Raw genomic sequence first — 25,437 nt, forward strand, 5'->3', positions numbered from 1 at the left:
TATGTTACGATTTGAGGTATTAATATTAGGAAACAGTTCGGCGACACCCATGTTCGAGCGTCATCCTACATCTCAAGTAGTAAATTATAATGAGCAATTGTTCTTGATTGACTGTGGAGAGGGCACCCAGATGCAACTCTCTAAGTATGGGATCAAGAGCAATCGCATCGATCACATCTTTATTAGCCATCTGCATGGTGATCATTACCTAGGACTTGTTGGCCTGGTATCATCCATGCACCTGGTTGGTAGGAAGGCTGATCTCCATATCTACGGTCCTGCCCCGTTGCAGGAAATCCTAGAGTTACATTTTAAATATTCTGAAACGGTAATCCGTTATAATATCATCTTCCATCAGACCAATCCGGATCAAGAGGAGGTAATATTTGAGTCGAGGATGTTGACGGTCAGGTCCTTTCCATTGATCCACCGAATATCCTGCACGGGATTTCGATTTGATGAAGGCAAACGGGCAGCAGCCTTACGGGCGGATAAAGTGGAGGAGTTAAAGATACCCAAAGTATATTTTGCAGCGCTGAAAAAAGGGATCGATTATGTCGATCCACAGGGAAAGGTCTATGCCGCAAATGAATTGACCTTGCCGCCTCCAGAATCTAGGAGCTATGCCTATTGCTCGGATACCGTAAGGCATCCGATTTACCTGCGTTCAATAGAAGGAGCTGATCTATTGTACCATGAGAGCACCTTTTTGCATGAAATGGTAGACCGTGCCAAAGAGACCTTCCATACTACTTCCTTGGAAGCAGCAGAAATTGCAAAGGAAGCACATGTAAAGAAGCTTTTACTTGGCCATTATTCAGCGAGATACAGGACTTTGCAGCCATTATTGGAGGAAGCGCAGCAGGTTTTTCCAAATACCGAACTGTCAGTGGAAGGGAAATGGTTTTTAGTTTAGTGATTTTGTTTATTTTTGGCCATATTTACAGCTCGAAAAAATTTAGACTACTACAATGTCATTCAACTTAACCGCACTTCTTCGAGATAACATCAAGAACCTTGTGCCCTATTCTTCGGCGCGAGATGAATTTAAGGGAGAAGCATCTGTTTTTTTAGATGCCAATGAGAACTCTTTTGGCTCTCCACTTCCACATGATTACAACCGTTATCCGGATCCCCTGCAACATCAACTTAAGGGTAAGCTATCCAAGATCAAGGGTGTGCCTGCGGAAAATATTTTCTTGGGCAACGGTTCTGATGAGGCCATTGATATTTTATACCGAGCATTCTGTACCCCTAAAATAGATAATGTGATCTTGGTCCCTCCAACCTATGGGATGTATGAGGTTTCCGCCAATATCAATGATGTTGAAACACGGAAAGTCAATTTGACCAAGGATTTTCAGCTTGACCTTGACGGGATTGCTGAAGCAATCGATATGCATACCAAGATGATCTTTGTGTGCTCGCCAAACAATCCTACCGGAAACAGCATCGATCCATTGGATATAGAAACACTTTTAGTGAACTTCTCTGGTTTAGTAGTCGTGGACGAGGCCTATATCAATTATTCAAAGCAGAAGTCCTTTACCCATTCTTTGCCTGAGTTTCCTAATCTGGTCATCCTGCAGACCCTTTCAAAGGCCTGGGGCTTGGCCGCTTTACGCTTAGGCTTAGCATTTGCAAGTAAGGAAATCATTGAGGTTTTCAACAAGATCAAACCGCCTTACAATATCAACCAAGCTACTCAAGACTTAGTATTGGAGGCTTTAGAGAATGTTGAGGTAGTCAACAAATGGATTAAGACGACTGTTGCCGAAAGGGAAGAACTGTCCAAGAAATTGGAGGCTTTTCAACAGGTTGAGCATATTACACCTTCAGATGCCAACTTTATCTTGGTAAAGCTGGAGCGACCAAAAGAATTATATGGGCACTTGGTGGGACGTGGCATTATCGTTCGCGACCGATCCAAAGTAGCCTTATGTGAAGGTTGTCTGCGCATTACCATTGGAACAAAACTTGAAAACGAAAAATTATTAGAAGAGATCCAACAATTTTATAAATAAGTAAGCATGGCAGATCAATTAAAAAGAATACTGTTTATCGATAGAGATGGAACTTTAATTTTAGAGCCTGAGGATGAGCAGATTGATTCCTTTGCAAAGTTGAAGTTTTATCCAGGGGCTTTGCAGTACTTGCCTAAAATTGCAAAAGAACTTGATTTTGAGTTGGTGTTGGTAAGTAATCAGGATGGTTTGGGAACTTCCTCGCACCCTGAAGAGAACTTTTGGCCGGTCCATCAATTTGTTGTGGATACCTTTTCAGGTGAAGGAGTGACTTTTGTTAAAGAACATATTGACAAAACATTTCCACATGAGAATGCGGAGACCCGTAAGCCAGGAATTGGAATGTTAAAGGAATATTTTGACGAAGCGAAATACGACTTGGCGAATTCTTTCGTCATCGGAGACCGCGTCAATGATGTGAAATTAGCACAAAACCTTGCCGCTAAGGCTATTTGGTTAAGGAATAACGACGAATTGGGCATGCATGAGAATGTTGCCATTTCGGAGGATTGCATTGCATTGGAAACCAGCGAATGGAAAGCTATCTATGAGTTCTTGAAATTGGGAAGCCGTACCGGTGAGCACCATCGTAAGACCAATGAAACGGATATCTATATTAAATTGAACTTGGACGGAAGTGGGAAATCCGATATTGAAACGGGCCTTCCATTTTTCGATCATATGTTGGATCAATTAGCGCGTCATGGTGCATTGGATCTAACGATCAAAGCTAAAGGTGATTTACATATCGATGAGCACCATACCATCGAAGATACAGGAATTGCCTTGGGTGAAATCTTTTTGGACGTGTTGGGGAATAAGCGCGGAATTGAACGTTATGCCTATACTCTTCCAATGGATGATTGCTTAGCACAAGTAGCTATCGATTTTGGAGGAAGGAATTGGATTGTTTGGGATGCAGAATTCAAACGCGAGAAAATTGGAGATATGCCAACCGAGATGTTTTTCCATTTCTTCAAGTCCTTTTCAGATGCGTCAAAATCGAACCTGAACATTCAGGCGACTGGCGACAATGAGCACCATAAAATAGAGGCCATCTTCAAGGCTTTTGCGAAAACCATTAAAAAAGCGGTACGAAGAGATGTTGATAATATGCAACTTCCAAGTACAAAAGGTCTTCTTTAAAAACGAAATGGGATTTAAGGGGTTATATATAAAGGAATTATGATTGGGATAGTAAACTATGGAGCTGGGAATATATTTTCCATCACTGCAGCCTTAAAACGACTGAACATTTCTTATGGGATGATTAACCATCCTGAGGATTTTGAGCAGTATGAAAGGATTATTATTCCAGGTGTAGGACATGCTGGGGCGGCCATGCAAAAACTGCTGGAATCTGGGCTGTCCGATACCATCAAGACCTTAAAAAAGCCGGTGTTGGGGATCTGTGTGGGAATGCAGCTGATGACGGATTATTCAGAGGAAGGGCAAGCAGACCTTTTAGGGATCATTCCCCTGAAGACGTTACACTTTGAAAATAGGGTTAAAGAGAAGGTACCTCATATGGGTTGGAACAGTATTAATTTTGAAGAGAACTGTCCACTTTTTAAGGAAATTCCTAATAATTCCTATTTTTATTTCGTTCATTCTTATTACATTGAACATGAATTAACCTACGGCATAGCTACTTGTGAGTACGGACTGCCATTTTCGGCAGCAATAGCAAAGGATAATTTCTGGGCAGTACAATTTCATCCGGAGAAATCAGGAAAAGTTGGGGAGCAGTTATTGCTGAATTTTAATGAATTATAAATGAATTTTTAGACTATGTATATTATACCTGCAATTGATGTATTGGACAAACAGGTTGTCCGTTTGAGAGAGGGTAACTATGAAGATGTTACGACTTACTCCATTACTTTGGAAGAACAGATAGAGAAATACCATGCTAATGGTACCGAAATCGTTCATATCATTGATCTCAATGGTGCAAAGGGAGATTTTAGCAATCAGGAATACCTGTTTGATATCATTCGGAGAACCGAAATGAAGGTCCAATATGGTGGTGGTGTCCGTAGCATTGAAAAAGTAAAGGAATTAGTTGATGCAGGTGTATATCGCGTTATCGTAGGCACACAAGCTATTACAAACCCCACCTTTTTAGAGGAATTGAGCAAGCTAAATGAAGGTAGAACAAAATATGCAGATCACATTGTGATTGCGATCGATGTATTGGATGAAGTCATCAAATATTCCGGTTGGTTGGAGAGTTCTCCGATCAAATTAATCGAATACATTGATAAATGCTTGGCATTAGGTTTTTATCGCTTCTTGTGTACCGACATCAGTAAAGATGGAAAATTAGGTGGCGCAGGCGTTGAATTATACAAGAAATTATTGGATCATTCGCCAATTATCAAATTGATCGGTTCAGGCGGTATCAGTTCCATGGCTGATATTGAAGAACTGAACAATTTAGGTAAAATGGAATCTGTGGTTGTTGGCAAGGCAATCTATGAAAATAGGATCAGCATTGAAGAGATCAAAGCTTGGAACTTAAAAGCATTAATCAGTCTTTAAAATGCTAGCAAAGCGCATTATTCCTTGTTTGGATGTTAAGGATGGCAGGACGGTAAAAGGGGTTAATTTTGTTGACCTTAGAGATGCTGGGGATCCCGTTGAATTAGCTTGGCAATATTCGCAGCAAGGAGCAGATGAACTGGTATTCCTGGATATCACAGCTACCCATGAACGCCGAAAAACTACGGTGGATTTGGTAAAGGCTGTAGCCAGTCAGATCAATATTCCATTTACCATCGGAGGTGGGATCAATGAACTTTCAGATGCGGATATCCTGTTGAATGCCGGTGCAGATAAAATCTCTATCAATTCAGCTGCGGTCCGTAATCCTGAACTCTTAGATCAGTTTGCGAAAGCTTTTGGTGTTCAATTCGTGGTTTTAGCGGTTGATACCCGATTGGTAAACGGAAAGAATTTTGTTCACCTGCGTGGTGGTCGAGACCTTACCGATATTGAAACGGAAGATTGGATCAAGGAAGCAGAAAATAGAGGTGCCGGAGAAATCCTGTTGACTTCCATGGATCATGATGGAACCAAGAATGGATTTGATAATGGATTGCTGAAAAAGATCAATGATTCCATCCATATTCCCTTGATAGCATCCGGTGGAGCAGGGAATCAGCAGCATTTTGTGGATGTTTTCCAACAGTCCAATGTAGATGCCGCTCTTGCAGCTTCTGTATTCCACTATGGGGAGATTTTAATCCCTGAATTAAAAGAAACATTGCACGCCAATGGAATTTCCGTTAGGCGATAATACATAAAACATGAGTATTGATTTTAACAAAGGTGACGGACTTGTTCCAGTAATTATCCAAGACAATCAGACTTTAGAAGTTCTGATGCTTGGCTATATGAACGAAGAGGCTTGGAACAAAACCCAAGAAGAGAAAAAAGTTACTTTCTTTTCAAGGAGCAAAAATAGACTATGGACAAAAGGTGAAGAAAGCGGAAACTTTCTTCATGTTGTTAGTACTCATATCGATTGTGACCAAGATACCATTTTAATTAAAGCTGACCCTGTTGGTCCTACCTGTCATACAGGAAGCCGGAGTTGCTTTAATACGGAATTTAATCAGAACTTTCTATTGCAGTTGGAGCGCATTGTTCAGCATCGAATTGATTTTCCTAGTGATGAATCCTATGTGAACCGCCTGCGTTCAAGAGGTATCAATAAGATTGCTCAAAAGGTGGGCGAGGAAGCCGTTGAAACGGTTATTGCAGCCCTTACGGAAACAGAAAAGGATTTTATCAATGAGACTTCTGATCTGATGTTCCATCTTATTGTTCTGTTAAAGGAGAAAGGCCTGAGCCTAGAAACCATTGCCAAGAATTTGGAAGGAAGACATCAATAGGAGTTAAGATATTTTTATTTGAGGGATCCTCAGCCTTTGGCTGGGGATTTTTTGTGTGGAGATAGGGGGTGAATCCCAATCCCATCGCGCAGGTCAACGGCATTCTTTCCATTTTTCCACCAAGGAAATGAGCCGGTTGCTAAAGGACTTCCTGCGGAAGGATGGTTGTTTGTATATATTGGGAACCCCTGGAAAGGGTGACAGCTTTCTAACGGGATAATAATCTTGGTCCATCCTCCTATCCCCTCCATCCTGGTTCCACCCAGATCTTGGTTTATCCTCCCATCCCTTCCATCCTGGTTCAAATCTCCTCTTGAACGTAAGACTTATGTCAGCATTTGGGATAGCTGGTCGGGTTTCTTTTATTTCTGTGCGATCAAGGGTATATTTGCATAACATGAATCTAGAAAAGTTTAATATCAACCTGAATGGGACCTTGTCTGGTCATCAAAACCCTGTATTTGCCTTGGCCATTTCAAGTGTTGATCCGAATGCACTATTTACAGGTGGCAACGATAAAGGGGTGGTAGAATGGGATTTAGAGAGCAATAGCTTTAAAAGGATCCTTTGCAAGGTTGGAAGCTCCGTATATGCACTTTTGTCCATACCCGGAACTTCCTTGCTGGCGATTGGAATGAGATCCGGTCAGGTATTGGTGGTAGATACACAGAACCAAAGTTTAAAGGCAAATCTTAAGGTGGAACAGGGCGCTGTATTTTCGATAAAAACCATTCCCGGTAAACAGGAAATGATTGCGATCGGTGAGGAAGGCTATGCTTATGTTTGGAGTTTGGAGAATTTTGAGCTGCTTTATAGGTTTAAGGTTTCCAATACTACCGTTAGGGTAATTGAAGTGGATAAAAATAATTCGACTGTTGCGTTTGGTGATAAGAATGGTGAAATCCATTTATACCATGCCCATGATTTTCAGGAATTCAAGAAAAGGAAAGTACATGAGTTACCGGTAACCAGTTTACAATTTGACCCAGCTGGGAATTTGCTTTCTGGGGGGAGGGATGCGAAGTTATATAAATTGGATGCCAACCTGGATACGATTCAAGATATCGTTCCACATATGTTCACGGTTTATGGTATCAGCATAAATATAGAGGAGAATCTAATTGCAACGGTTAGTAGAGATAAGACCTTAAAAGTTTGGCGGCTGGAAGATCTAGCTTTGATCAAGAATATTTCTAGAGACCGTGGCTATGATAGCCATTATCTATCTATCAATAACATGCTCTGGGATCAAGACCGGATCTTTACCGTAAGTGATGACAAGACCATTAAGTTATGGAAGGTGGTTCCTGAATAGCGACGGCAAGCGATTTTCTTCTGACCGTACATCTGTAATAATTGAATGCAGTAAAGATTAACCCTAAAATCATAGAGATGATCAAGAATGGTAAGATGTCATATTGGGTAGGAAGAGGGTCCTGTTTGTTTTCTACATAAGCCCCGTAGCTTCCCCAAGCCAATACGGCTGAGACTGAGGGCAAATAATTGTAGTAAGAGTATGCTAACATGCAGGCACATGTGATTGCCAGTGCACCCAGGTTCAGATAGAAGTAAAAAGCATCCCCTAAGGTAAGGCTCAGTTTTGAAAGGATTACTGCAAAATTAAAGCCTATCACGAACATTAACCAGCCGGTATACACGCCAAATCCTAAACGGATAAAATATCGGGTAAAGGAATTGGTGGTCAGCTTTTTGATTTGGATCCGCTTGTTGATTACCATAACCGAAACGAGACAGATTATGGAATACATTAAGGACCAATAAAAATAATCATTGTGTTTCAAGGTCATGCTCAAACCGAGGGCCATCTGGTTCAAGATCAACAGGTAGTCGATTTTTTCTACTTTCCGGACTACATTTTCATTTAAGCTGTTTTTTTGCGTCCCTACATACATCATGTAAGCAGCCAAAACCATATTAAAAGCGATAAATGTCCATATTTTATAGCTGAACTTTGCTGGTGTCAGGTAAGATGGATAAAAGGCAATCGTATCAGTGAATGAAAAGCTGAATAAGAAACCATTCTCTAGGCATGCGATCCATAGAAAATTGAGGGCTACCATCACTAAATTCAAAAATGATAATGTCTTTGGTGCTGCCATGCTTGGTTAATAGTTAATGTGTTTGGCAGGACAAATATAAAGATTTTTACTGAAAATTAAGAAGTTCTAAGATGGTATTTAGATACTGCTTGTCGATTAAGTCAAACGAATTTAATTCTTTGCTGTCGACATCTAGTATGGCAATACATTTTTTGTTTTGAAAGAGAGGAACAACTATTTCAGATTTCGATAAAGATGAGCAGGCAATGTGTCCAGGGAATTCATCGACGTTGGGAACTATGACGGTTTCTTCTTTTGCCCAAGCAGTCCCACAAACGCCTCTGTTATAAGCGATTCTTGTGCAGGCTACTGGTCCTTGGAATGGGCCCAGCACCAATTCGTTTCCTTCAACAAGATAGAACCCTACCCAAAAGAAATTGAACTGCTCCTTTAAAGCTGCGCAGATATTTGCCAGATTAGCAATAAAATTGGTTTCTCCCTGTAGAAGACCTTTGATCTGTGGGATCAAGGATTGATATTGTTGTTCTTTACTTCCGCTTGTTATATGTAAATCTTCTGCCATGGTTTGGATACTTTTTTGATGCAAATATACGGAATTGTTGGGTGATCTGGGTTGAACCAGAATGCCCTTCGACGCCGCTCGGGGTACGGGAAGAGAGGATGGTCCAAGATCATTTCTTTTATTTTGGAGAATTAGGTACGCTCATTCAATATTTATCATCGGAGTCAGCCTGAAGGTTTCCCGAAAGATTTCTCGGGAATATTCATTCTTTAATTGAAATGATTTCTTTGTTACTTTTGAAGCCCAAAAGTAACCAAACCGACGAAGGAGCTCAGGGACACCAATTCTTTTCGTTACTTTTGAGGCGCAAAAGTAACCAAAACGCTTCGGCTCATTTAAGATGGCTTTTCGCACGGTCATCCGCACATGAAAAGAATGCCTTGTTGTCGGGAATATCTTTCTCAAGATCATCCCTTTTGATGGGATGATCTTGAGAAAGCATTCCAAGGCCAATCCCATCGCACAGGTCATCGGCATTCTTTCCATTTTTCCGCCATTGGAAATGAGCCGGATGCTAAAATGCTTCCTTCGGAAGGAAAATGTTTGAAATGGCGAAACCACAGCGTGGGTGAAATCTTTTTCAATAGTTCCTCTTTATGGGTTTAAAACAATAAAAAACAGTTTGCTCATCTTACGATTCGCAATGACCAACATCCTCATAAAAAAACAACAATAGATTCTTCGTTGCACTCTGAATCCCTCTTTAGCATATTTTAATTCTGAACTGTCAGTGAGGAATCTGTATGGTACTCCTCCAGCAGGTCCTGTCATGCTGTACCGAAGGTACAGGAACTGTACGCCAATACAATCTTGAAAGATTTCAAAATTGGGCTTTTGATATTTCCGAGGCCTATCCTCGATCATGATGGCATAAAATTCTAAATCAACAATCAACAAAAAAGAGGTTATCTTTATCAGATAACCTCTTAATCATGTTTTTATAAAGATAAATAACTCTTACAGGCGTTTTAAGGCTGCTTTGATCAATTGTTCTACAGAAAGATCTGGCTCGGCGGTATAAATGGCCTGAAGGGCTTTTTCCGCTTGAGCTTTTGGGAAACCTAACATGACCAATGCTGTCAATGCTTCTTCAGCTGAAGAAGGTTTGCTGACGATCAATGGAATCAATGCATCTGGGCCTTGCTTTTTAAGTTTATCTTGAAGTTCAAGAATCACGCGTTGCGCTGTTTTTGGACCAATCCCTTTTATTTTCTGGATGACATTGACCTGCCCATTGACGATAGCCTGTTGGATTTCTTCAGGAGTAATCGAAGAAAGCATCATTCTACCGGTATTCGGACCGATTCCAGAAACAGAGATCAAATGGTGAAAGAGATGTCTTTCTGCTTCTGTAGCGAAGCCAAACAGCGTTTGGGAGTCTTCGCGTACCTGAAAGGAAGCAAAAAGTTTACATTCTTCTTGATCTTTGATCTGGCTGTAGGTAGTCAATGAAATGTGCAAGTAATAGCCAATGCCACCCACCTCCAAAACGACATGGGTTGGAGCTTTAAAAACTAACTTACCTTTAAAATATTCGTACATAAGCTATGCTTACTGATTTTTTGATTCTTTTTCATGTTCAATTGCATCCACTACAGCAATGGTAACCATGTTCACAATTTCCCGGACCGAACTATCCAATTGCAATACGTGGATAGGTTTGTTCATTCCTAATAGAACTGGACCGACAGCTTCAGCATTCCCAACTTCCTGTAGTAATTTATAAGCAATGTTACCAGATTCCAAGTTCGGGAATACCAAGGTATTTGCTGGCTCACCATTTAAAGTCGAGAAAGGGAAGTTATCTGCCAATAGGTTTTTGTTCAATGCAAAGTTTGCTTGAATTTCACCATCTGCAACAATTTCAGGATGTTCTTTATGTAAGATGCTTACAGCCTCCCTTACTTTATCGGAAATATCACCAATATTTGAACCGAAGTTAGAGTAAGACAACATCGCTAAACGAGGTTTAACGTTGAACCTTTTAACTGCTGAATCCAATAAAACAGCAATGTCAGCAAGTTCGCGTGCGCTTGGGTTTGAGTTTACAGTGGTATCACCAAAGAATAATGGACCTTGGCTTGTCAACATAATGTACATCCCAGCAACTCTGCTTCCCGGTTTTGCTCCGATTACTTGTAATGCAGGGCGGATTGTTGAAGCATAATTGCGTGTCAAACCAGAAATAAGGGTATCTGCATCGCCAAATTCAACCATACTTGCTGCAAAGTAGTTACGGTTGGTCATTAACTTGCGAGAGTCTAATTTATTAACGCCTCTGCGTTGTCTTTTTTGGTATAAGTGTTCTGCGTATCTTTCAAATCTTTCAGATTTGATCTCAGCTTGAGGATCGATGATCTCAACACCATCCAGTTCAAAACCATATTCATGGATCAAATTGTTGATTTTTTCTTGGTTACCCAAAAGGATTGGGAAAGCAATTCCCTCTTCTTTAACAATCTGAGCAGCACGAAGGGTTTTATAATTATCAGCTTCAGCAAATACAACACGTTTAGGGTTAGATTTTGCTTTGGCGGTAATGGTACGGATCAAACGTTCATCTTTACCCAATCTCTTGCGCAATTCATCACGGTATGCATCCCAATCTTCGATTACCTTACGCGCTACACCAGATTCAATAGCAGCTTTTGCAACCGCTACGGAAACTTCCGTAATCAAGCGTGGATCTGTCGGTTTAGGGATCACATAATCGATTCCGAAACGGATGTTGTTGGCATTGTAAGCAATGTTCACTTCTTCAGGAACAGGTTGTTTTGCTAATTCAGCAATCGCCTTTACAGCAGCAATTTTCATGGCTTCGTTGATGGCCGTAGCTCTTACGTCTAGTGCACCACGGAAAATGTAAGGGAAACCAAGAACGTTGTTTACTTGGTTAGGGAAGTCAGAGCGTCCTGTACCCATGATGATATCATCGCGAGTTTCAAGAGCAAGCTCATAGGCGATTTCAGGATTAGGGTTTGCCATCGCCAATACGATTGGTTTTGGAGCCATGCTTTTCAACATTTCAGGCGTCAAAACATCGGCAGCAGAAAGACCGATGAAAACATCAGCATCCTTAACAGCATCTGCTAAAGTATGGATATCGCGATCAGTTGCCCATTCAGCTTTAGTAGGGTCTAATACCTCACGGTCCTTACGGATAACACCTTTACTATCGCACATTACGATGTTATTTTTATTAGCGCCTACAGCCACGTACATTGCTGTACAGGAAATTGCTGCAGCACCTGCGCCATTCACCACGATTTTTAGGTCGGCGATATTTTTATCCTGTAATTCAGAAGCATTAATCAGAGCAGCCCCAGAAATAATTGCGGTACCATGTTGGTCATCATGCATTACTGGAATGTTCATTTCTGCTTTTAAGCGGCGTTCAATTTCAAAACACTCAGGCGCTTTGATATCTTCAAGGTTCACACCACCGAAGGTAGGTTCCAAAGCTTTAACGATATTGACAAATTCATCAACGTTTTTGGTGTCTAACTCGATGTCAAATACATCGATATCGGCAAAGATCTTGAAAAGTAATCCTTTACCTTCCATAACGGGTTTACCAGCTTGGGCACCAATATCACCAAGGCCTAATACGGCAGTACCATTACTGATTACGGCTACCAAGTTACCCTTGGCAGTATATTTATAAGCGTCTTCGCTGTTTTCTGCAATTGCCAGACAAGGCTCGGCTACACCTGGGGAATAGGCTAAAGATAAGTCTCTTTGTGAACTGTGTGGTTTTGTAGGAACCACTGCTATTTTACCCGGACGCCCCATAGCATGGTAGTTTAAAGCGTCTTTCTTTCTGTTGATGTTACTCATTACAATTTTGGTTTATACTAATATTTCATGATTATCACCTAGTAATAATCTACTTTAATACATCTAATAATTTAAACATACGTTGGCGCATCTGTCCAGCAGGGCCTTGGTAGTTGTTGACAAGCAATGCGAAAGTATATTCTTGTCCATCGCTTGATTTTTGGTATCCTGTGTAACCTAATACACCGCCAATAGTACCACTTTTCATGGTAGTATTGTTAATTGTTGGCAAAGATTTTAGAAACTCATCATACCACGGTCTCCCTTTAGCATATTGCATGATTTTGCTCATCGCCAAAGTCGTCACTCTATTTTGAGGCGATAAGCCAGAACCATCGAAGGTATTGATGGCACTTGGGTCTATCGATAATTTATTCTGCCAATATTTGGAAACTAAGGTTGCCGATTTTTCTGTGTTGTATTCCATTGCGGAAACCACACCAATCAATTTTAACAGCGACTCTCCATATAGATTGATGCTTTTTTGGTTGAACCAATGCACAATTTCACCTAATCTAGGCGATTTGATCAGAAGGATTGAATTTCTTTTTGCATCCAAGATGCTTGAAGAATCCATATCTGTTAATCTTTTTGCAGTAGTAACCTTGTTCAAGGAGTCTGTAACAAAGATAGAATCTCTACCAAGCGCATCAGAAAGCGAATATGCTAAGTCCAATGCTGGATCAGGTACTGAGATTTCAATTGTTTTTTTGAGATTGGCGCCATAGGTACCTCTTAGGTAAACTTGTGTAGAATATGGAGCTGAATAAGCATATACATTATCCCCCGAACCATTGGCTCCTGTTTTTACTTCATTGATTAAATGGTAGAATGGAGCTTTCTGTACAGGCTGTAAGGTTGCTGGTTTACCAGGTGCACCCGGTGTAAAGTTGATTCCCAGTTTGTTTTCTTTCCAATTTAAAGCAGAGAATCCTGCCCCATAATAATTTCCGATATCTGTCCACATCCAAGTTCCCGGAACATCGTAGCCGTTGAAGAAAATATCATCAGCAATGATTTTACCATTGATTTTTTTGATGCCAAGGTTCTTGATGGCTTCGGACCATTTTGCCAATAGGACTTCCGGTTTAGTGTCTGGGTATCTATCACTGCCAAGGGTAGGGTCGCCCTTACCTTCGATAATGATATTGCCATTTAAGGTGCCTAAGGAGTCAATCTGACCGGTATAGAAAAGTTCAGTATTATAGGTGAAATCAGCCCCTAACAGATCTAAAGCTGTAATGGAAGTGATCACTTTCAAGGTAGATGCGGTAGGCATTCCGATCTGGTTATTGCTGTCGAAAACAATTTCACCAGTTTTTGAGTTTATGACCGTCAAGGAAGCCATGCCATTTTTTAGAGACGGGTTCTTGCTAAAAGCATCAAATGCCGTTTGGACTTTTGCCTTTACTCCTTGGGCTTGTACTGTTTGCGTGTTTAGGACGCTAATAACAGCAAGGAAATAAAAAAATGAAAAAAATCTTCTCATAGGTAGCAAATATCGTAATCTACTGCACAAGTAGTACATTTAAATTGTAAAATTTCAAATGTATGATGAAGTAAATGTATTAATTGTGAGAGTTTTTATAACTTGCGGGGATTATTAAAAATTACATAATGAAATACATCGATAAGTTAGCTTCCATCCGTAAAGAGATGAAAGAAAAGGGTGTAGATGCCTATATAATTCCCTCCTCCGATCCACATATTAGCGAATACCTTCCGGAAAGATACAAATGCATAGCATGGACCTCTGGTTTCACCGGTTCCGCTGGGACATTGGCCATCACGCAAGATTTTGCGGGTTTATGGACAGATTCTCGTTATTTTGTTCAAGCAAATGAGCAATTGGCGGGTACCGGCTTTGAATTAGTGAAGTTGCAGGTTCAAGGTAAAGCAGAATATGCAACCTGGCTTTCCAAGACATTGAAAAAAGGCGATACTGTAGCTTTCGATGGCAATTTAGCTTCTGTTGCGGTTGCACAAGCCGTAGCGTCTGAATTGAATCCCTTGGGCATCCATGTAAATGGTCATCTAGATCTTTTGGAACATATTTGGGATGGTAGACCTGAACTGCCTACTGAAAAAGCATTTCTTTTGGATGAAAGTACTACTGGACAATCTACAAAAGACAAAATTGCTAGCATAAAATCAAAGCTTAAAGATAAAAGGGCCGACCTTCATTTTGTTTCTTCATTGGATGATTTGGCATGGATCCTTAATATCCGTGGGAATGATGTTCATTGTAATCCGGTTGTATTGGGCTTCTTGCTGATTGAAGAGGATAAAAATACCTTGTTTATTGGTTCGGGGAAATTATCTCCTGCTGATATTTCTTCTTTAAAGGATTCTGGAGTAGAAGTCGCTGACTATCAGCAAGCATTTGAGACTGTAAAACAGTTGAAAGGCGAACGTATATTATTAGACCCCAAGCGTACTTGTTTTGCCATTTATGATTCTGTTCCAGAAAACATCGAAATTTTGGAAGATATGAATCCTTCAACGACATTGAAGGCTATTAAAAACAAGGTAGAGGTAGATCATACCCGAAATGCCATGATAAAGGATGGGGTTGCATTGACCAAATTTTTTAAATGGGTTGAGGAAAACGTAGCATCGGGAGAACTTTCAGAAATTTCTATTGCTGAAAAATTGCAAGGACTACGTGCTGCCTCCACGGGTTTTGTTGATATTTCATTTGATACCATTGCAGGTTATAAAGCCCATGGTGCTTTGCCGCATTATAAAGCGACAGAATCCAGTAATTCGGTTTTGAAACCTGAAGGTTTGTTGCTAGTGGATTCCGGTGGTCAATACCTGGACGGTACGACTGATATTACCCGGGTAATTTCTTTAGGACAGATACAACCTGAGGAGAAAATCGATTATACCATTGTTCTAAAAGGAACTATTGAGGGTTCTCAAGCTGTATTTCCTGTTGGAACTAAGGGATATTCCATTGATGCCATTACCAGAAGGCCTATCTGGGAAACCTTGCGCAATTACGGACATGGTACTGGACATGGGGTAGGATTTTTCTTGAACGTTCATGAAGGGCCACAGGTTTTCAATATGGCGGCAATCGATATTCCGGTTGAGGAAGGCATGATTACTTCCATTGAACCAGGTTTATATCGAGAAGGTCATTATGGAATCCGTATTGAGAACTTAGTACTTTCGAAGAAAGTGGAGAGTAATCAATTTGGTGATTTTATGGATTTTGAGACTTTAACGGTATGTTATATCGATACTGCGTTGGTTGATAAAAGCCTATTGGACCAAAAGCACATTGATTGGTTGAACCAATATAATGGCTGGGTCTATGAACAATTGTCCCCTAAATTGGATGATGCTGAAAAAGCTTGGTTGAAGGCGAAAACAAAAGCGATTTAGTTTTTTAGACATAAGACAATAGACACAAGACATAAGAGCTAAGCGGGATATTAAAATTTTATGCAATTGCTGCATGAATTTGAACCAGGATTGATGGGATGAGAGGATGGGCCAAGATCTGGGAAGGAATCAGGATTCCCTTCGACTTAGCTCAGGGTACTGGATGAGAGGATGGACCAAGATCAATATTCCGATGGTCGAGCGGCGTCGAGACCCGGCACAGGATTATTGTTGGTATTACATTCAACATTATATTCACAAAATTCGGGGTGTATCGCATAAGTCCGCCGCGAAAAAATAAATAGAAAAATATTTTCCATCGGGGTTCCATTATTTTAGCTAGCATGGCAGGTTAGCCTGGAGATAGCGCAAAAACGATGTTCGATTAATCGAACATCGTTTTTGCATTAACCCTATATTGTTCGATACCATTGCTAAAATAATTCTGCCCTTCCAAGGCAGTATGTCACAAAAATAGATTTTTCTACAAAATAATTATAGCTCTAAACACCTAGAAACACAGATCTAACACACTTGTCATTGGTGCGCAGGAAGGATCTCGGAGGTATACAAACTTCCCCTTTATTATAAAACAATAATGATTCCATTAGCGAACAGGTCCTACACCGAAGGTGTAGGATGACAAAATGTTGTGGACATTTACGTACAGATTCTTCACTAATCGTTCAGAATTGGATATTCCTGAGAGGGATTCAGAGCGCAGCGAAGAATCTATTTTTCATTTTTTTTAAGGATGGCTCTCATCCCGAAATCGTAAGATGAGGGAACTATTTTTTTCTTAATAAACCCTATATAGGGTTTTCAGAAAACTATTTCACCCACGCTGTGGGTTATCCGATTAACGATCCGATTTTCTACAAAGATGTCACCCCTTCCCGGGGTTCCCAGTTTATACAAACAACCATCCTTCCGCAGGAAGTCCTTTTGCAACCGGCTCATTTCCAGTGGCGGAGAGATGGATAGAATGTCGTTAACAGGCATGTTAATCTTGGTCCCTCCTCTCATCCGGTACCCTGAGCGGCGTCGAAGGGCATCCTGGTTCAAACCTGAATCCTTCCTTACTCTTTCTTTTTTTCAATCCATATTCTGTTAAATAGAATAGGGTCTGATGCTGAGAATTCTAGATTTACTTCTATTGGTTTTGTGATGCTGATCTTTCCTACCGGGACATCCAAGAATTCTTCTACATACCAGTTTTGATTAGGTTCGACCGTTACTTTTCCATTGGGAGCAGCAGATACCGTGAAGGTGCTTTCGATATCCTTGATGCTGAGTTGGGTTGTTTTGCCGGAACCATTATGTAAAGAGGTTTCTATGCTGTATTCACCAGCTTCTGGAAGATAAACCTTCCATTGCACTTTTTGGTTGGCCTTTAATACAAGGTGATCGGGTTTAGTACCATCAAAGGCCTTGAACTCCAGTCCTTTTGAAAGATGGTTCTTGGCATTTAATGAGAATCCGCCAAAGGTAGATTCAGCAACGACTTCAGTATTGAATTGAGGCTGGTCCATGGTTACTTTTAGGACCGATACATAGGGGTCAGGTTGTTCTTCAGGTACATGGATATGGATGATAGGACCCAACTGTTCAAATTTTACTGCTTGGGTTTTATTTCCTTTTAACAGCTCGATTTTGGTTGGTTTGCTCTGCAAACCTGTCACACGAAGGATTTTATCCAAAGGCCAATTATAGACGTGTAAATAAAGTTCTTTTGTTTTGTTGTTGATGGTCATTTTACCCCAGTCATGTTGGGAGAATCGGATTGGCAGACCATTGTTATAATAAACAGCTTGTCCATACTTATTGAGCCATTGTCCCATGTCCATTAATCGCTGAACGCCTTCATATGGCACAGAACCATCGGCACGGGGACCAATATTCAGGGTGTAAGAGCCATTCAAGCTAACATTGTTGATTAAGGATTGGAACAATTGATTGCTGGACTTCCATTCATTTTCCAGGGCATTGAATCCCCATGAATGCGCGATGGTTCCAGGTGTTTCCCAGATATGGTCGGTGTATGCGGATCCGAATTGATTGTCACCTAAAGTTTCAAAGTCTACATGTTCATTTTCAATCGGGAAACCCAGCCGTGAATTGATTAAACACTTAGGTTGTAATTCATGGATGAGGTTAGCCAGTTGATCCAGCTGTTCTTTTTTGATGATGCTCTGTTGGTAAGGAATCCACATATCAAACCACATCATAGCGATATCGCCATAATTTGTAAGCAATTCACGGATTTGAGGGATTACCTTTTCCTGCCAATACTGATTGTATTGAGCATCAGTCACTCGACCTGTGACTTCTTGGTTATGGTTCCAAGCATAGGGATGTTGCCAGTCGATCCAGTGGGAATAGTAAAAACATAGTTTGATATTGTGTTTTTTACAGGCTTCAGCAATTTCTTTTATGACATCTCTATTGGTTCCGCTAAGTTTTGGCAGAGAATAATCACTGACTTTACTATCCCAAAGTGCCACACCATCATGATGTTTTGAGGTAATGACAATATACTTCATACCGGCTTTTTTGGCTAGGAGTACCCATTCTTCTGGATTGATTTTATCCCAGTCAAACCTTTTTGCCAATTCACCATATTCTGCTTCACCGATACGGTTTCTGTATCGAATCCATTCCGCGTAATTATTGGGATGTCTTAACCTTTCGCCTTTCCAAATCCCTTCGGTTGCACTGTAGAGACCCCAATGAATAAACATGCCGAAACGGTCATCTTCCAACCATTGGGCTTTCTTGGTTTGGGAAAAGATATTGAGACTAGTCAATGTCAATAACAGGATCAGAAGGATATGTTTTGATGATGATGCCATGTTGGTTTTAATAAAATTGGGTCTATCCAAATATATGGAAAACTGAAAACATATTCTAATGAGATTGGTTAGCAAAAGATAGTTTATTTACCGCTAAAAGGATAAAATTGATTAAATTACCAAGATTATAATATGTAGATTTTTATCCCTAAACCCAAGCATTGTTAATAGATGAAAATTAAGATAAAAGGACTTTTGATTTTTGGTTTGATGGTAGCCTGTCAATCCACTTTACAAGCACAGGAACTTCCCTATAAAAATAAGGATCTTCCCGTAGAAAAACGGGTGGAAGACCTTTTAGGCAGGATGACCCTAGAAGAGAAGGTTGGTCAACTTTCAAAGGTTCTGGGTTGGGAAATGTATGATAAGAATGCTGGAAAAATAGGGTTAAGTCAAAAGTTTAAAGAAACAGTCAAGAATCAAAAGATCGGATTATTATGGGCAACATTACGCGCAGATCCATGGACACAGAAGACTTTAATCACAGGTTTGACTCCAGAGGAGGCTGCTAAGGCAACCAACGCCTTGCAAAAATTCATGGTTGATAGCACGCGCTTGGGTATTCCATTGTTACTTTCCGAGGAGACTCCCCACGGGCATATGGCTATTGGAGCGACCACATTTCCAACGGCCATTGGCCAAGCGAGTACCTGGAATCCGTTTCTGATCCAAAAAATGGCGGGGGTAATTGCTTCAGAAGCCTCCGCAGTTGGAGCCCATAATGGCTATGGTCCCGTTTTGGATCTAGCTCGAGAACCAAGATGGTCAAGAACAGAAGAGTCTTACGGTGAAGATCCTTTTTTAGTGGGGAAGATGGGCCAAGCCATGGTCAGGGGCATGCAAGGAGAGAAATTTGGTCAAGCAGGAAAGGTGTTTTCCACTTTAAAGCATTTTGTGGCATATGGTGTCCCGGAAGGGGGGCATAATGGAGGTAGTGTTTCTGTTGGTGAGCGAGATTTGAGGATGAATTATCTATTCCCTTTTGAAAAAGCAGTTAGGCAGGGAGCTTGGTCCGTAATGACGGCTTATAATTCCATAGATGGGATTCCATGTTCTTCAAATTCTTGGTTGTTGAATGAAGTTTTGAGAAAAGAATGGGGATTTAAAGGGTTTGTCGTGTCTGATCTATTGAGTATACAAGGTTTATCGGGAGGACATAATACAGCAGCAAATCCAGCAGAAGGGGCATCGCAAGCCTTGAATGCAGGATTGGATGTAGATCTAAGCGGTTCGGGGTATGGTAAGAATCTGTTGTTAGCTATCAAAGAAGGGTTAGTGAGTGAAGATGAATTAAACCAAGCGGTTGGAAGAGTCCTAACCACGAAGTTTCGCTTAGGTCTATTTGAAAATCCTTTTGTTTCAGAAAAGGAAGCCAAGAAGAAAGTGGCTAGTCCTGAAAATATAGAAGTTGCAAGACAAGTTGCTCGAGAGTCTATCATATTACTAAAAAATGATGGGGATCTTCTTCCTTTGAAAAAAGATCTCAAGCGAATTGCGGTGATTGGACCGAATGCAGATAATGTTTACAATCAATTAGGCGATTACACAGCGCCACAGGCAGATGGCAAGGTCAAGACAGTTCTGGCAGGGATTAAGGAGAAATTGGGAGCAAGAACTGAAGTTGAATATGTAAAAGGGGCTGCGATCCGTGATATGGGGCAGACCGATATCCCTGCTGCAGTTGCTGCTGCGAAACGTTCGGATGTTGTGGTCTTGGTTGTTGGAGGCTCAAGCGCTCGTGACTTTAAGACTTCCTATCAAGCAACGGGCGCTGCAGAGGTGGAAAGTAGCAAAAAAGGGATTTCTGATATGGAAAGTGGAGAGGGGTTTGATCGTGCTTCCTTGGATATGATGGGCGATCAATTGGAATTAATGCAGGCTATTCAGGCAACCGGAAAGCCAGTTGTATTGGTGGTTATTAAAGGAAGGCCATTAAACCTGAATTGGGCGGATGAACATATTCCTGCCATTCTTGATGCATGGTATCCTGGGCAAGAAGGAGGTACAGCAATCGCGGATGTGTTATTTGGGGATTATAATCCAGCAGGTCGACTTCCTATATCAGTTCCAAGGTCTATTGGGCAGTTGCCGGTATATTACAATCATCAAAAGCCCAAACATCATCCTTACATTGATGAAGAGTCTACTCCATTATATAGCTTTGGATACGGGTTGAGTTATACTGATTTTGAATACAAGAATTTGGAAATGGGTATATTAGAAGGGGATGAGGATGTAGTTGTGGAAGTTTCCTTCGATTTGGTCAATACCGGAAATTTTGATGGTGAAGAAGTGCCACAGCTATACCTAATCGACGAGGTCAGCTCCGCTGTTTCAGCAGTTAAACAATTACGTGGATTTGATCGGGTTCCTTTGTTGAAGGGAGAAACGCGAAAAGTTAGTTTTACCCTTGATCAAAATGATTTGAAGTTATGGACTGCAAGCAAAGATTGGCAAGTCGAAAAAGGAAAGTTCAAGGTATTGATAGGTCCAGCATCCGATAATATTAAGCTGAATGGGGAATTTGAGGTTATGGACAGTAAAAAATTGAAGTAAGAGAAAGGCCAGAATTAATTCTGGCCTTCTGTTTTATTTTGGGTTTAAAACCACATGTTTTACATTGACTCTATTGTAGGTATAAGTTATATGAATCTTGCCTTTGGAATCTTGGAAGATAGTTGGATAGCTGAATTCACCTTTATCATGATTTTCTAATTCCATGAACTTTTTCCAATCCCGTCCATCATTGGAAAAGGCAATATTTAATTTTGCTCTTCCTTCCCACCATTCTTTTCCGGGAATGTCAGGATTGTAAACAATCCAATATTGGTTGTTTACCGGTATGGCATCAGTTCCAGAATTGGGGTTGATCAGGTTTGTTTTTTCAAGATCTGACCAAGTTTTGCCATTATCGGTAGACCAAGATGAAATGACCGAACCTTCCCTGCTGCGGCAGAGCACTTGAATCTTATTGTCTGGATGTAAAATAACGCTTGGTTGAATGACATTCAAGGTTGATTCATGGTTGATTGGGTATTTTTTCCATGTTTTCATATTCTTGTCTGCAATTTCAACATGGGCAAGCCAACGGGTTTCACTTAATTCTTCACTGGATGGAGAAACAACGGTACCATTAGAAAGCTGTTTAGGTTTATTTTTGATTGGGCCTAAAATTCCATCAGGTAGTTTTTCTGCCTTTGACCAAGTTTTTCCATTGTCTTTTGAGGTTTTGACCATTCCCCACCATTCCCTTGGATTGGGGCCCACCTTATAAAAAAGATAGATGGTTTGATCGTTGTTTTTTCGGAAAAGCACGGGGTTCCAACATGGATAGGTTTTATCAGCGACTCCATCGGCCCAAATTGTTGGTTCTGACCATTTCTCTCCATCGTAAGTAGCTCCCCAGATCTTAACGTCTTGGTTGCCCTCATGGGTTCCTGCAAACCAACTGGCCAACAAAGTTCCGTCTTTTGCCTCTTCCATGGTTGAAGCGTGACATTGATCGAAATATTTGCCTTGCTCGAATATAAATTCAGATTTCAAAATGTTGGGTTGGGGCGATTGTGAAAAAAGATTTAAGTTAAAGAGAAGAAGGAGGATTATATAGGAGGTTTTCATACGCATTGATTTCAATTTAGATTACAATTTCTTATCCAGTATTTAAGATAAGAAATTGTAATCAGATAGTGGTTATCTTAAGCTGACTTGAATGGCTGTCGCATAATCTAGATTTTTGGCTGAATTCTGTACAGTGAGTATGTTTTCCTTTAGATTCCATTTTGCTTTTCCATTATGGCCTAGGATTTTCACTGCCTTAATTTTACTGTTGGCAGGGATTTGGAATGAGAAAGAGGTTGGAGCACTGTATTTTTCGCCTTCGGACAAGTGGAAAACGTTAATGGTTTTATTGTCTTTGCTACGGGTGTAGTAATATTCATTTTCATGATATGGAGCAACACTTCTTGTAGCGTAAATTGCAGACTCATTGATCTGCACCCATTTTGCCAATTCCTTAAGGCGATCGTATGCAGCCTGGTCAAAGTCTCCATTAGGTCCAGGAGCAATGTTCATCAGGTAGTTGCCACCTCGAGAAATAATCTTGACTAAGGTTTCTACAATCTTTTTTGTAGGCTTATATTGGTCATTAGGGACATAAGAGAAAGAATTTCCCATGGTGATACAGCTTTCCCAAGGAATATCTAGTGGATGTTCAGGAATAGCCTGCTCCGGTGTCACGTAATTCTCCCATTTTCCGGGAACAGTCCGGTCTACTACAATGATCCCAGGTTGATTTTTTCTTGCCATTCCACCGATACGGTCCATATCGATGTCCTGTTCGACCTTGATGCCGCGTTGCCAGTCCACGGATTGGTCAATGGTACTGAAGGGTCTGACCCAGCCCCCATCAAGCCATAGGATGTCAACTTTTCCATATTCGGAGGTCAGTTCATTGATCTGGTTGTAGGTGTAGTTTTTGAAATTGTTCCAGCGTTCTGGATATTTAGTAGGGTCGTAATTTACATTTCTGTCTTTTGGTGGGAAATAAGGCCACCAATAGTGTTCTGTGTGCCAATCAGGTTTGGAGAAATAGGCTCCTATTTTGAAACCTTCATTTCGGAAGGAATTGAAAATTTCTTTGGTGACATTGGCCTTTGGGTTACTAGAGAACGGGGTATTCTTGGAAGTGATTTTGTAATCGGACTCTTTGGTGTCAAACATGGCGAAGCCATCGTGGTGTTTGGTTGTAAATACGACATATTTCATTCCGGCAGCTTTTGCTGCATCAGCCCATTTTTGGGGATTGAAATCTACAGGGTTAAAGGACTTCTGTAGGTTTTCGTAATTTTTTACATATTCAAAATAGGTTTTTCCGTGTTCGGGTTTACGTTGGGTCCAGCCTTCATCTTCAGGGCAAATACTCCAACTTTCCACGATTCCCCATTGGCTGTAGGTTCCCCAGTGCATAAAGAGCCCAAACTTCATGTCCTGCCACTGCTCCAGATTCTGGATGACCTGTTGATCAGTAGGTTTTTGATAACCCGCGGAGACGTTGTGCGCTTGGCCAAAAGAAAGGGATGAAGCAAGGAGGAAAGCTGCGGTAAATAATGTTGATCTCTTCATTGGTATTAAGTTTAGGGGGTTGATAAAAGAAAAGCCACGCGAAGTGGCTTTTCAAATAATAATTAGTTTGGGCATTAATTTACATCCCAGAATAATTTTGTATTAACGTTGTCTTGATCTTTGATAGCGTTGTAGTTTTCTTGATTGTACGTGATTTCATCTTGAACCATATTCCATTTTACAGGAACTGTTTTTTGGAAATCTGAAGTTTCAACACGGAATGCAAAAGTTGGGTAGTTTAATCTTCTCACCTCCGACCAGTTTTCTACAGATTGGATAATGTTGAAGTGTAACCATTTTTGCATAGCGATCAATTGGAGGTTGTTTGTTCCCCATCCGATTTTATTGATATAAGCTGTTGTCTGAGCAGTAGTTGGAGCAGTAGGTTTTGCTACGGTTCCATCATTACTGATGTTTCTCAAGGAAACCTGTAGTTCAATGGATTCTTTGATCGCTTTTTCAAAACTAGCTTTTGCTGCTGTCGCGTTTCCACTGTTCAATTGATTTTCTGCTTTCAAGAAATCAACTTCTGAAGCCGTGATCAAGATACCAGGGAAGTTCTGGTTGCGAGAATAAGTAGATCTGTTATAGATGGCAATCTTACTCGGGTTAGCAGGTGTTCCAGCAATCTGTGATGATTGAACAGCACTTGTTAGCGATTGATCTAGACCGATGAAAGCTCCATTAGCACCAGCGCCTGGTTCAAACATAAATGGAAGTCTTGGATCTGCATTGTTTAACATGTGGTCAATCATTACTTTTCCAGCAATATTGTTGTTCCAGCTTTCAATTGCATCCCTAAATCCTCTTGCATTCACATCTGAGGCATTGTTGAAGATATCAATTTGGATATTATCTGCATTCGATGCTAGGACAGGGAATTTTGTTGGATTACCTAATATTTCATTGATTTCTTGGGTAGCTCTAGCAGAAAACTGTGAAGCTTTTCCAACGCGAGTCAGCATACGTAATCTTAAGGAGTTACAGTATTTTTTCCACAAGTCTACATTTCCGGAGTTAACCAAGTCTTGAGTCTTGAAAGAACTAACTACTGCTGCTGGAAGGGTATAAGTGCTCAACTCAGTACTGATAGATTTTAAATCGTCTAACATAGCAGTATAGATATCTGCAGCCTTGTCAAATTTTGAGTAGGAGATGGTATAATCACCACCATTTGTACTTAACATACCAGCTTGAGACCATGGAATATCGCCATGTAAATCCACTTGTTGTTGCGTTAGGTCATAGAAAAAGACCTTTGCAGTCAATAAGAAGATTTTCTTCATTGCCTTTTCATCATCAGGGCTAGCGTTGTACACTTTTTCAAATTCCCTGAACTGTGCCAATCCTCTATAGTATCTTTCCCAACGATCGTTAATTGCGGCCATACCTGGCGTTAATTGATCAGTGGTGTTTGCCCAGCCAATCGTTTGTAGATAACGGTGAATGGTTGGAGAAAGAGTTACAAAGTAATTTCTATAGGTTGGAACGACTAGTTCGATATAGCCATATTGTACACCTGTATATTGTTTTTCGATGGTTGAACTCGTTACTTTAGAAGGGTTCCGATATTCAGCATCAAAGGACTCTTTTTTACAAGAGGTTATCGTTGCTAGTGATGCAGCCATTAATCCCGCGATCACCAATAATTTGTTTGTTTTCATAATT

20 protein-coding genes are annotated in these 25,437 nt (G+C 40.6%); 10 read left to right on the forward strand and 10 right to left on the reverse strand.

Annotated features, from left to right (window positions below; all coding sequences use genetic code 11):
- The first annotated feature begins 1 nt into the window (after nt 1).
- The 8 genes from NMK93_RS01665 (at nt 2) to NMK93_RS01700 (ending at nt 7,238) form a co-directional block, all read left to right on the forward strand.
- Nucleotides 2-916 carry a ribonuclease Z gene (locus tag NMK93_RS01665; protein WP_254526565.1) on the forward strand — a complete coding sequence of 305 codons (915 nt, stop codon included), beginning with the start codon at nt 2-4 and terminating at the stop codon, nt 914-916.
- Between the two features lie 55 nt (nt 917-971).
- Nucleotides 972-2,024 carry a histidinol-phosphate transaminase gene (hisC, locus tag NMK93_RS01670; protein WP_254526564.1) on the forward strand — a complete coding sequence of 351 codons (1,053 nt, stop codon included), beginning with the start codon at nt 972-974 and terminating at the stop codon, nt 2,022-2,024.
- A 6-nt stretch (nt 2,025-2,030) separates the two neighbouring features.
- The gene (gene hisB / locus NMK93_RS01675) at nt 2,031-3,170 is read left to right on the forward strand and encodes a bifunctional histidinol-phosphatase/imidazoleglycerol-phosphate dehydratase HisB (RefSeq protein WP_254526563.1); all 1,140 of its coding nucleotides are present in this window, start codon (nt 2,031-2,033) and stop codon (nt 3,168-3,170) included.
- Nucleotides 3,171-3,209: 39 nt separating this feature from the next.
- Complete coding sequence (gene hisH / locus NMK93_RS01680) at nt 3,210-3,800, forward strand: imidazole glycerol phosphate synthase subunit HisH (protein WP_254526562.1); 591 nt, start codon at nt 3,210-3,212, stop codon at nt 3,798-3,800.
- A gap of 15 nt (nt 3,801-3,815) precedes the next feature.
- A complete protein-coding gene (locus NMK93_RS01685; protein ID WP_185211341.1) occupies nt 3,816-4,568 on the forward strand; it encodes a HisA/HisF-related TIM barrel protein in 753 nt (250 codons plus the stop codon).
- A 1-nt stretch (nt 4,569) separates the two neighbouring features.
- Complete coding sequence (gene hisF / locus NMK93_RS01690) at nt 4,570-5,325, forward strand: imidazole glycerol phosphate synthase subunit HisF (protein WP_254526561.1); 756 nt, start codon at nt 4,570-4,572, stop codon at nt 5,323-5,325.
- Between the two features lie 10 nt (nt 5,326-5,335).
- Nucleotides 5,336-5,923 (forward strand): bifunctional phosphoribosyl-AMP cyclohydrolase/phosphoribosyl-ATP diphosphatase HisIE, encoded by a 588-nt coding sequence (gene hisIE / locus NMK93_RS01695; protein ID WP_185211339.1) that lies wholly within the window; start codon nt 5,336-5,338, stop codon nt 5,921-5,923.
- Between the two features lie 397 nt (nt 5,924-6,320).
- A complete protein-coding gene (locus NMK93_RS01700) occupies nt 6,321-7,238 on the forward strand; it encodes a WD40 repeat domain-containing protein (RefSeq protein WP_185211337.1) in 918 nt (305 codons plus the stop codon).
- On the opposite strand, the gene NMK93_RS01705 is transcribed toward NMK93_RS01700, so the two are convergent.
- The 6 genes from NMK93_RS01705 to dacB form a co-directional block, all read right to left on the reverse strand.
- A complete protein-coding gene (locus NMK93_RS01705) occupies nt 7,210-8,043 on the reverse strand; it encodes a hypothetical protein (protein WP_254526560.1) in 834 nt (277 codons plus the stop codon). The genes NMK93_RS01700 and NMK93_RS01705 overlap by 29 nt on opposite strands.
- Before the next feature lie 46 nt (nt 8,044-8,089).
- Nucleotides 8,090-8,566, reverse strand: a complete 477-nt coding sequence (locus tag NMK93_RS01710; protein WP_254526559.1) for a GAF domain-containing protein — start codon at nt 8,564-8,566, stop codon at nt 8,090-8,092.
- Nucleotides 8,567-8,707: 141 nt separating this feature from the next.
- The gene (locus NMK93_RS01715) at nt 8,708-9,052 is read right to left on the reverse strand and encodes a hypothetical protein (protein WP_254526558.1); all 345 of its coding nucleotides are present in this window, start codon (nt 9,050-9,052) and stop codon (nt 8,708-8,710) included.
- A gap of 471 nt (nt 9,053-9,523) precedes the next feature.
- Nucleotides 9,524-10,108, reverse strand: coding sequence for a Holliday junction branch migration protein RuvA (ruvA, locus tag NMK93_RS01720; protein ID WP_185211333.1), 585 nt, complete (start codon nt 10,106-10,108; stop codon nt 9,524-9,526).
- A gap of 9 nt (nt 10,109-10,117) precedes the next feature.
- Nucleotides 10,118-12,403 (reverse strand): NADP-dependent malic enzyme, encoded by a 2,286-nt coding sequence (locus NMK93_RS01725; protein WP_185211332.1) that lies wholly within the window; start codon nt 12,401-12,403, stop codon nt 10,118-10,120.
- Between the two features lie 49 nt (nt 12,404-12,452).
- A complete protein-coding gene (gene dacB / locus NMK93_RS01730) occupies nt 12,453-13,892 on the reverse strand; it encodes a D-alanyl-D-alanine carboxypeptidase/D-alanyl-D-alanine-endopeptidase (RefSeq protein ID WP_185211331.1) in 1,440 nt (479 codons plus the stop codon).
- A 128-nt stretch (nt 13,893-14,020) separates the two neighbouring features.
- On the opposite strand from dacB, the gene NMK93_RS01735 reads away from it, so the two are divergent.
- Nucleotides 14,021-15,796, forward strand: a complete 1,776-nt coding sequence (locus NMK93_RS01735) for an aminopeptidase P family protein (protein WP_254526557.1) — start codon at nt 14,021-14,023, stop codon at nt 15,794-15,796.
- Between the two features lie 1,079 nt (nt 15,797-16,875).
- On the opposite strand, the gene NMK93_RS01740 is transcribed toward NMK93_RS01735, so the two are convergent.
- Nucleotides 16,876-18,648: an alpha-L-fucosidase gene (locus tag NMK93_RS01740; protein WP_254526556.1), complete on the reverse strand. Its 1,773-nt coding sequence runs from the start codon at nt 18,646-18,648 to the stop codon at nt 16,876-16,878.
- A 171-nt stretch (nt 18,649-18,819) separates the two neighbouring features.
- Between NMK93_RS01740 and NMK93_RS01745 the strand changes: the two genes are divergently transcribed.
- On the forward strand, nt 18,820-21,204 hold the full coding sequence (locus NMK93_RS01745; RefSeq protein WP_254526555.1) for a glycoside hydrolase family 3 N-terminal domain-containing protein: 2,385 nt from the start codon (nt 18,820-18,822) through the stop codon (nt 21,202-21,204).
- 33 nt (nt 21,205-21,237) lie between these two features.
- Here the strand turns inward: NMK93_RS01745 and NMK93_RS01750 are convergent, their stop codons facing one another.
- From NMK93_RS01750 to NMK93_RS01760, 3 genes are all read right to left on the reverse strand, one after another.
- Nucleotides 21,238-22,191 (reverse strand): exo-alpha-sialidase, encoded by a 954-nt coding sequence (locus tag NMK93_RS01750; protein ID WP_254526554.1) that lies wholly within the window; start codon nt 22,189-22,191, stop codon nt 21,238-21,240.
- 147 nt (nt 22,192-22,338) lie between these two features.
- Entirely contained in the window at nt 22,339-23,769 is a 1,431-nt protein-coding gene (locus NMK93_RS01755) for an alpha-L-fucosidase (RefSeq protein WP_254526553.1), read from the reverse strand.
- A 74-nt stretch (nt 23,770-23,843) separates the two neighbouring features.
- Nucleotides 23,844-25,433: a SusD/RagB family nutrient-binding outer membrane lipoprotein gene (locus tag NMK93_RS01760; protein ID WP_254526552.1), complete on the reverse strand. Its 1,590-nt coding sequence runs from the start codon at nt 25,431-25,433 to the stop codon at nt 23,844-23,846.
- Nucleotides 25,434-25,437 lie beyond the last annotated feature (4 nt).

It is taken from the genome of Sphingobacterium sp. LZ7M1 (genome assembly GCF_024296865.1).
Taxonomy (GTDB): domain Bacteria; phylum Bacteroidota; class Bacteroidia; order Sphingobacteriales; family Sphingobacteriaceae; genus Sphingobacterium.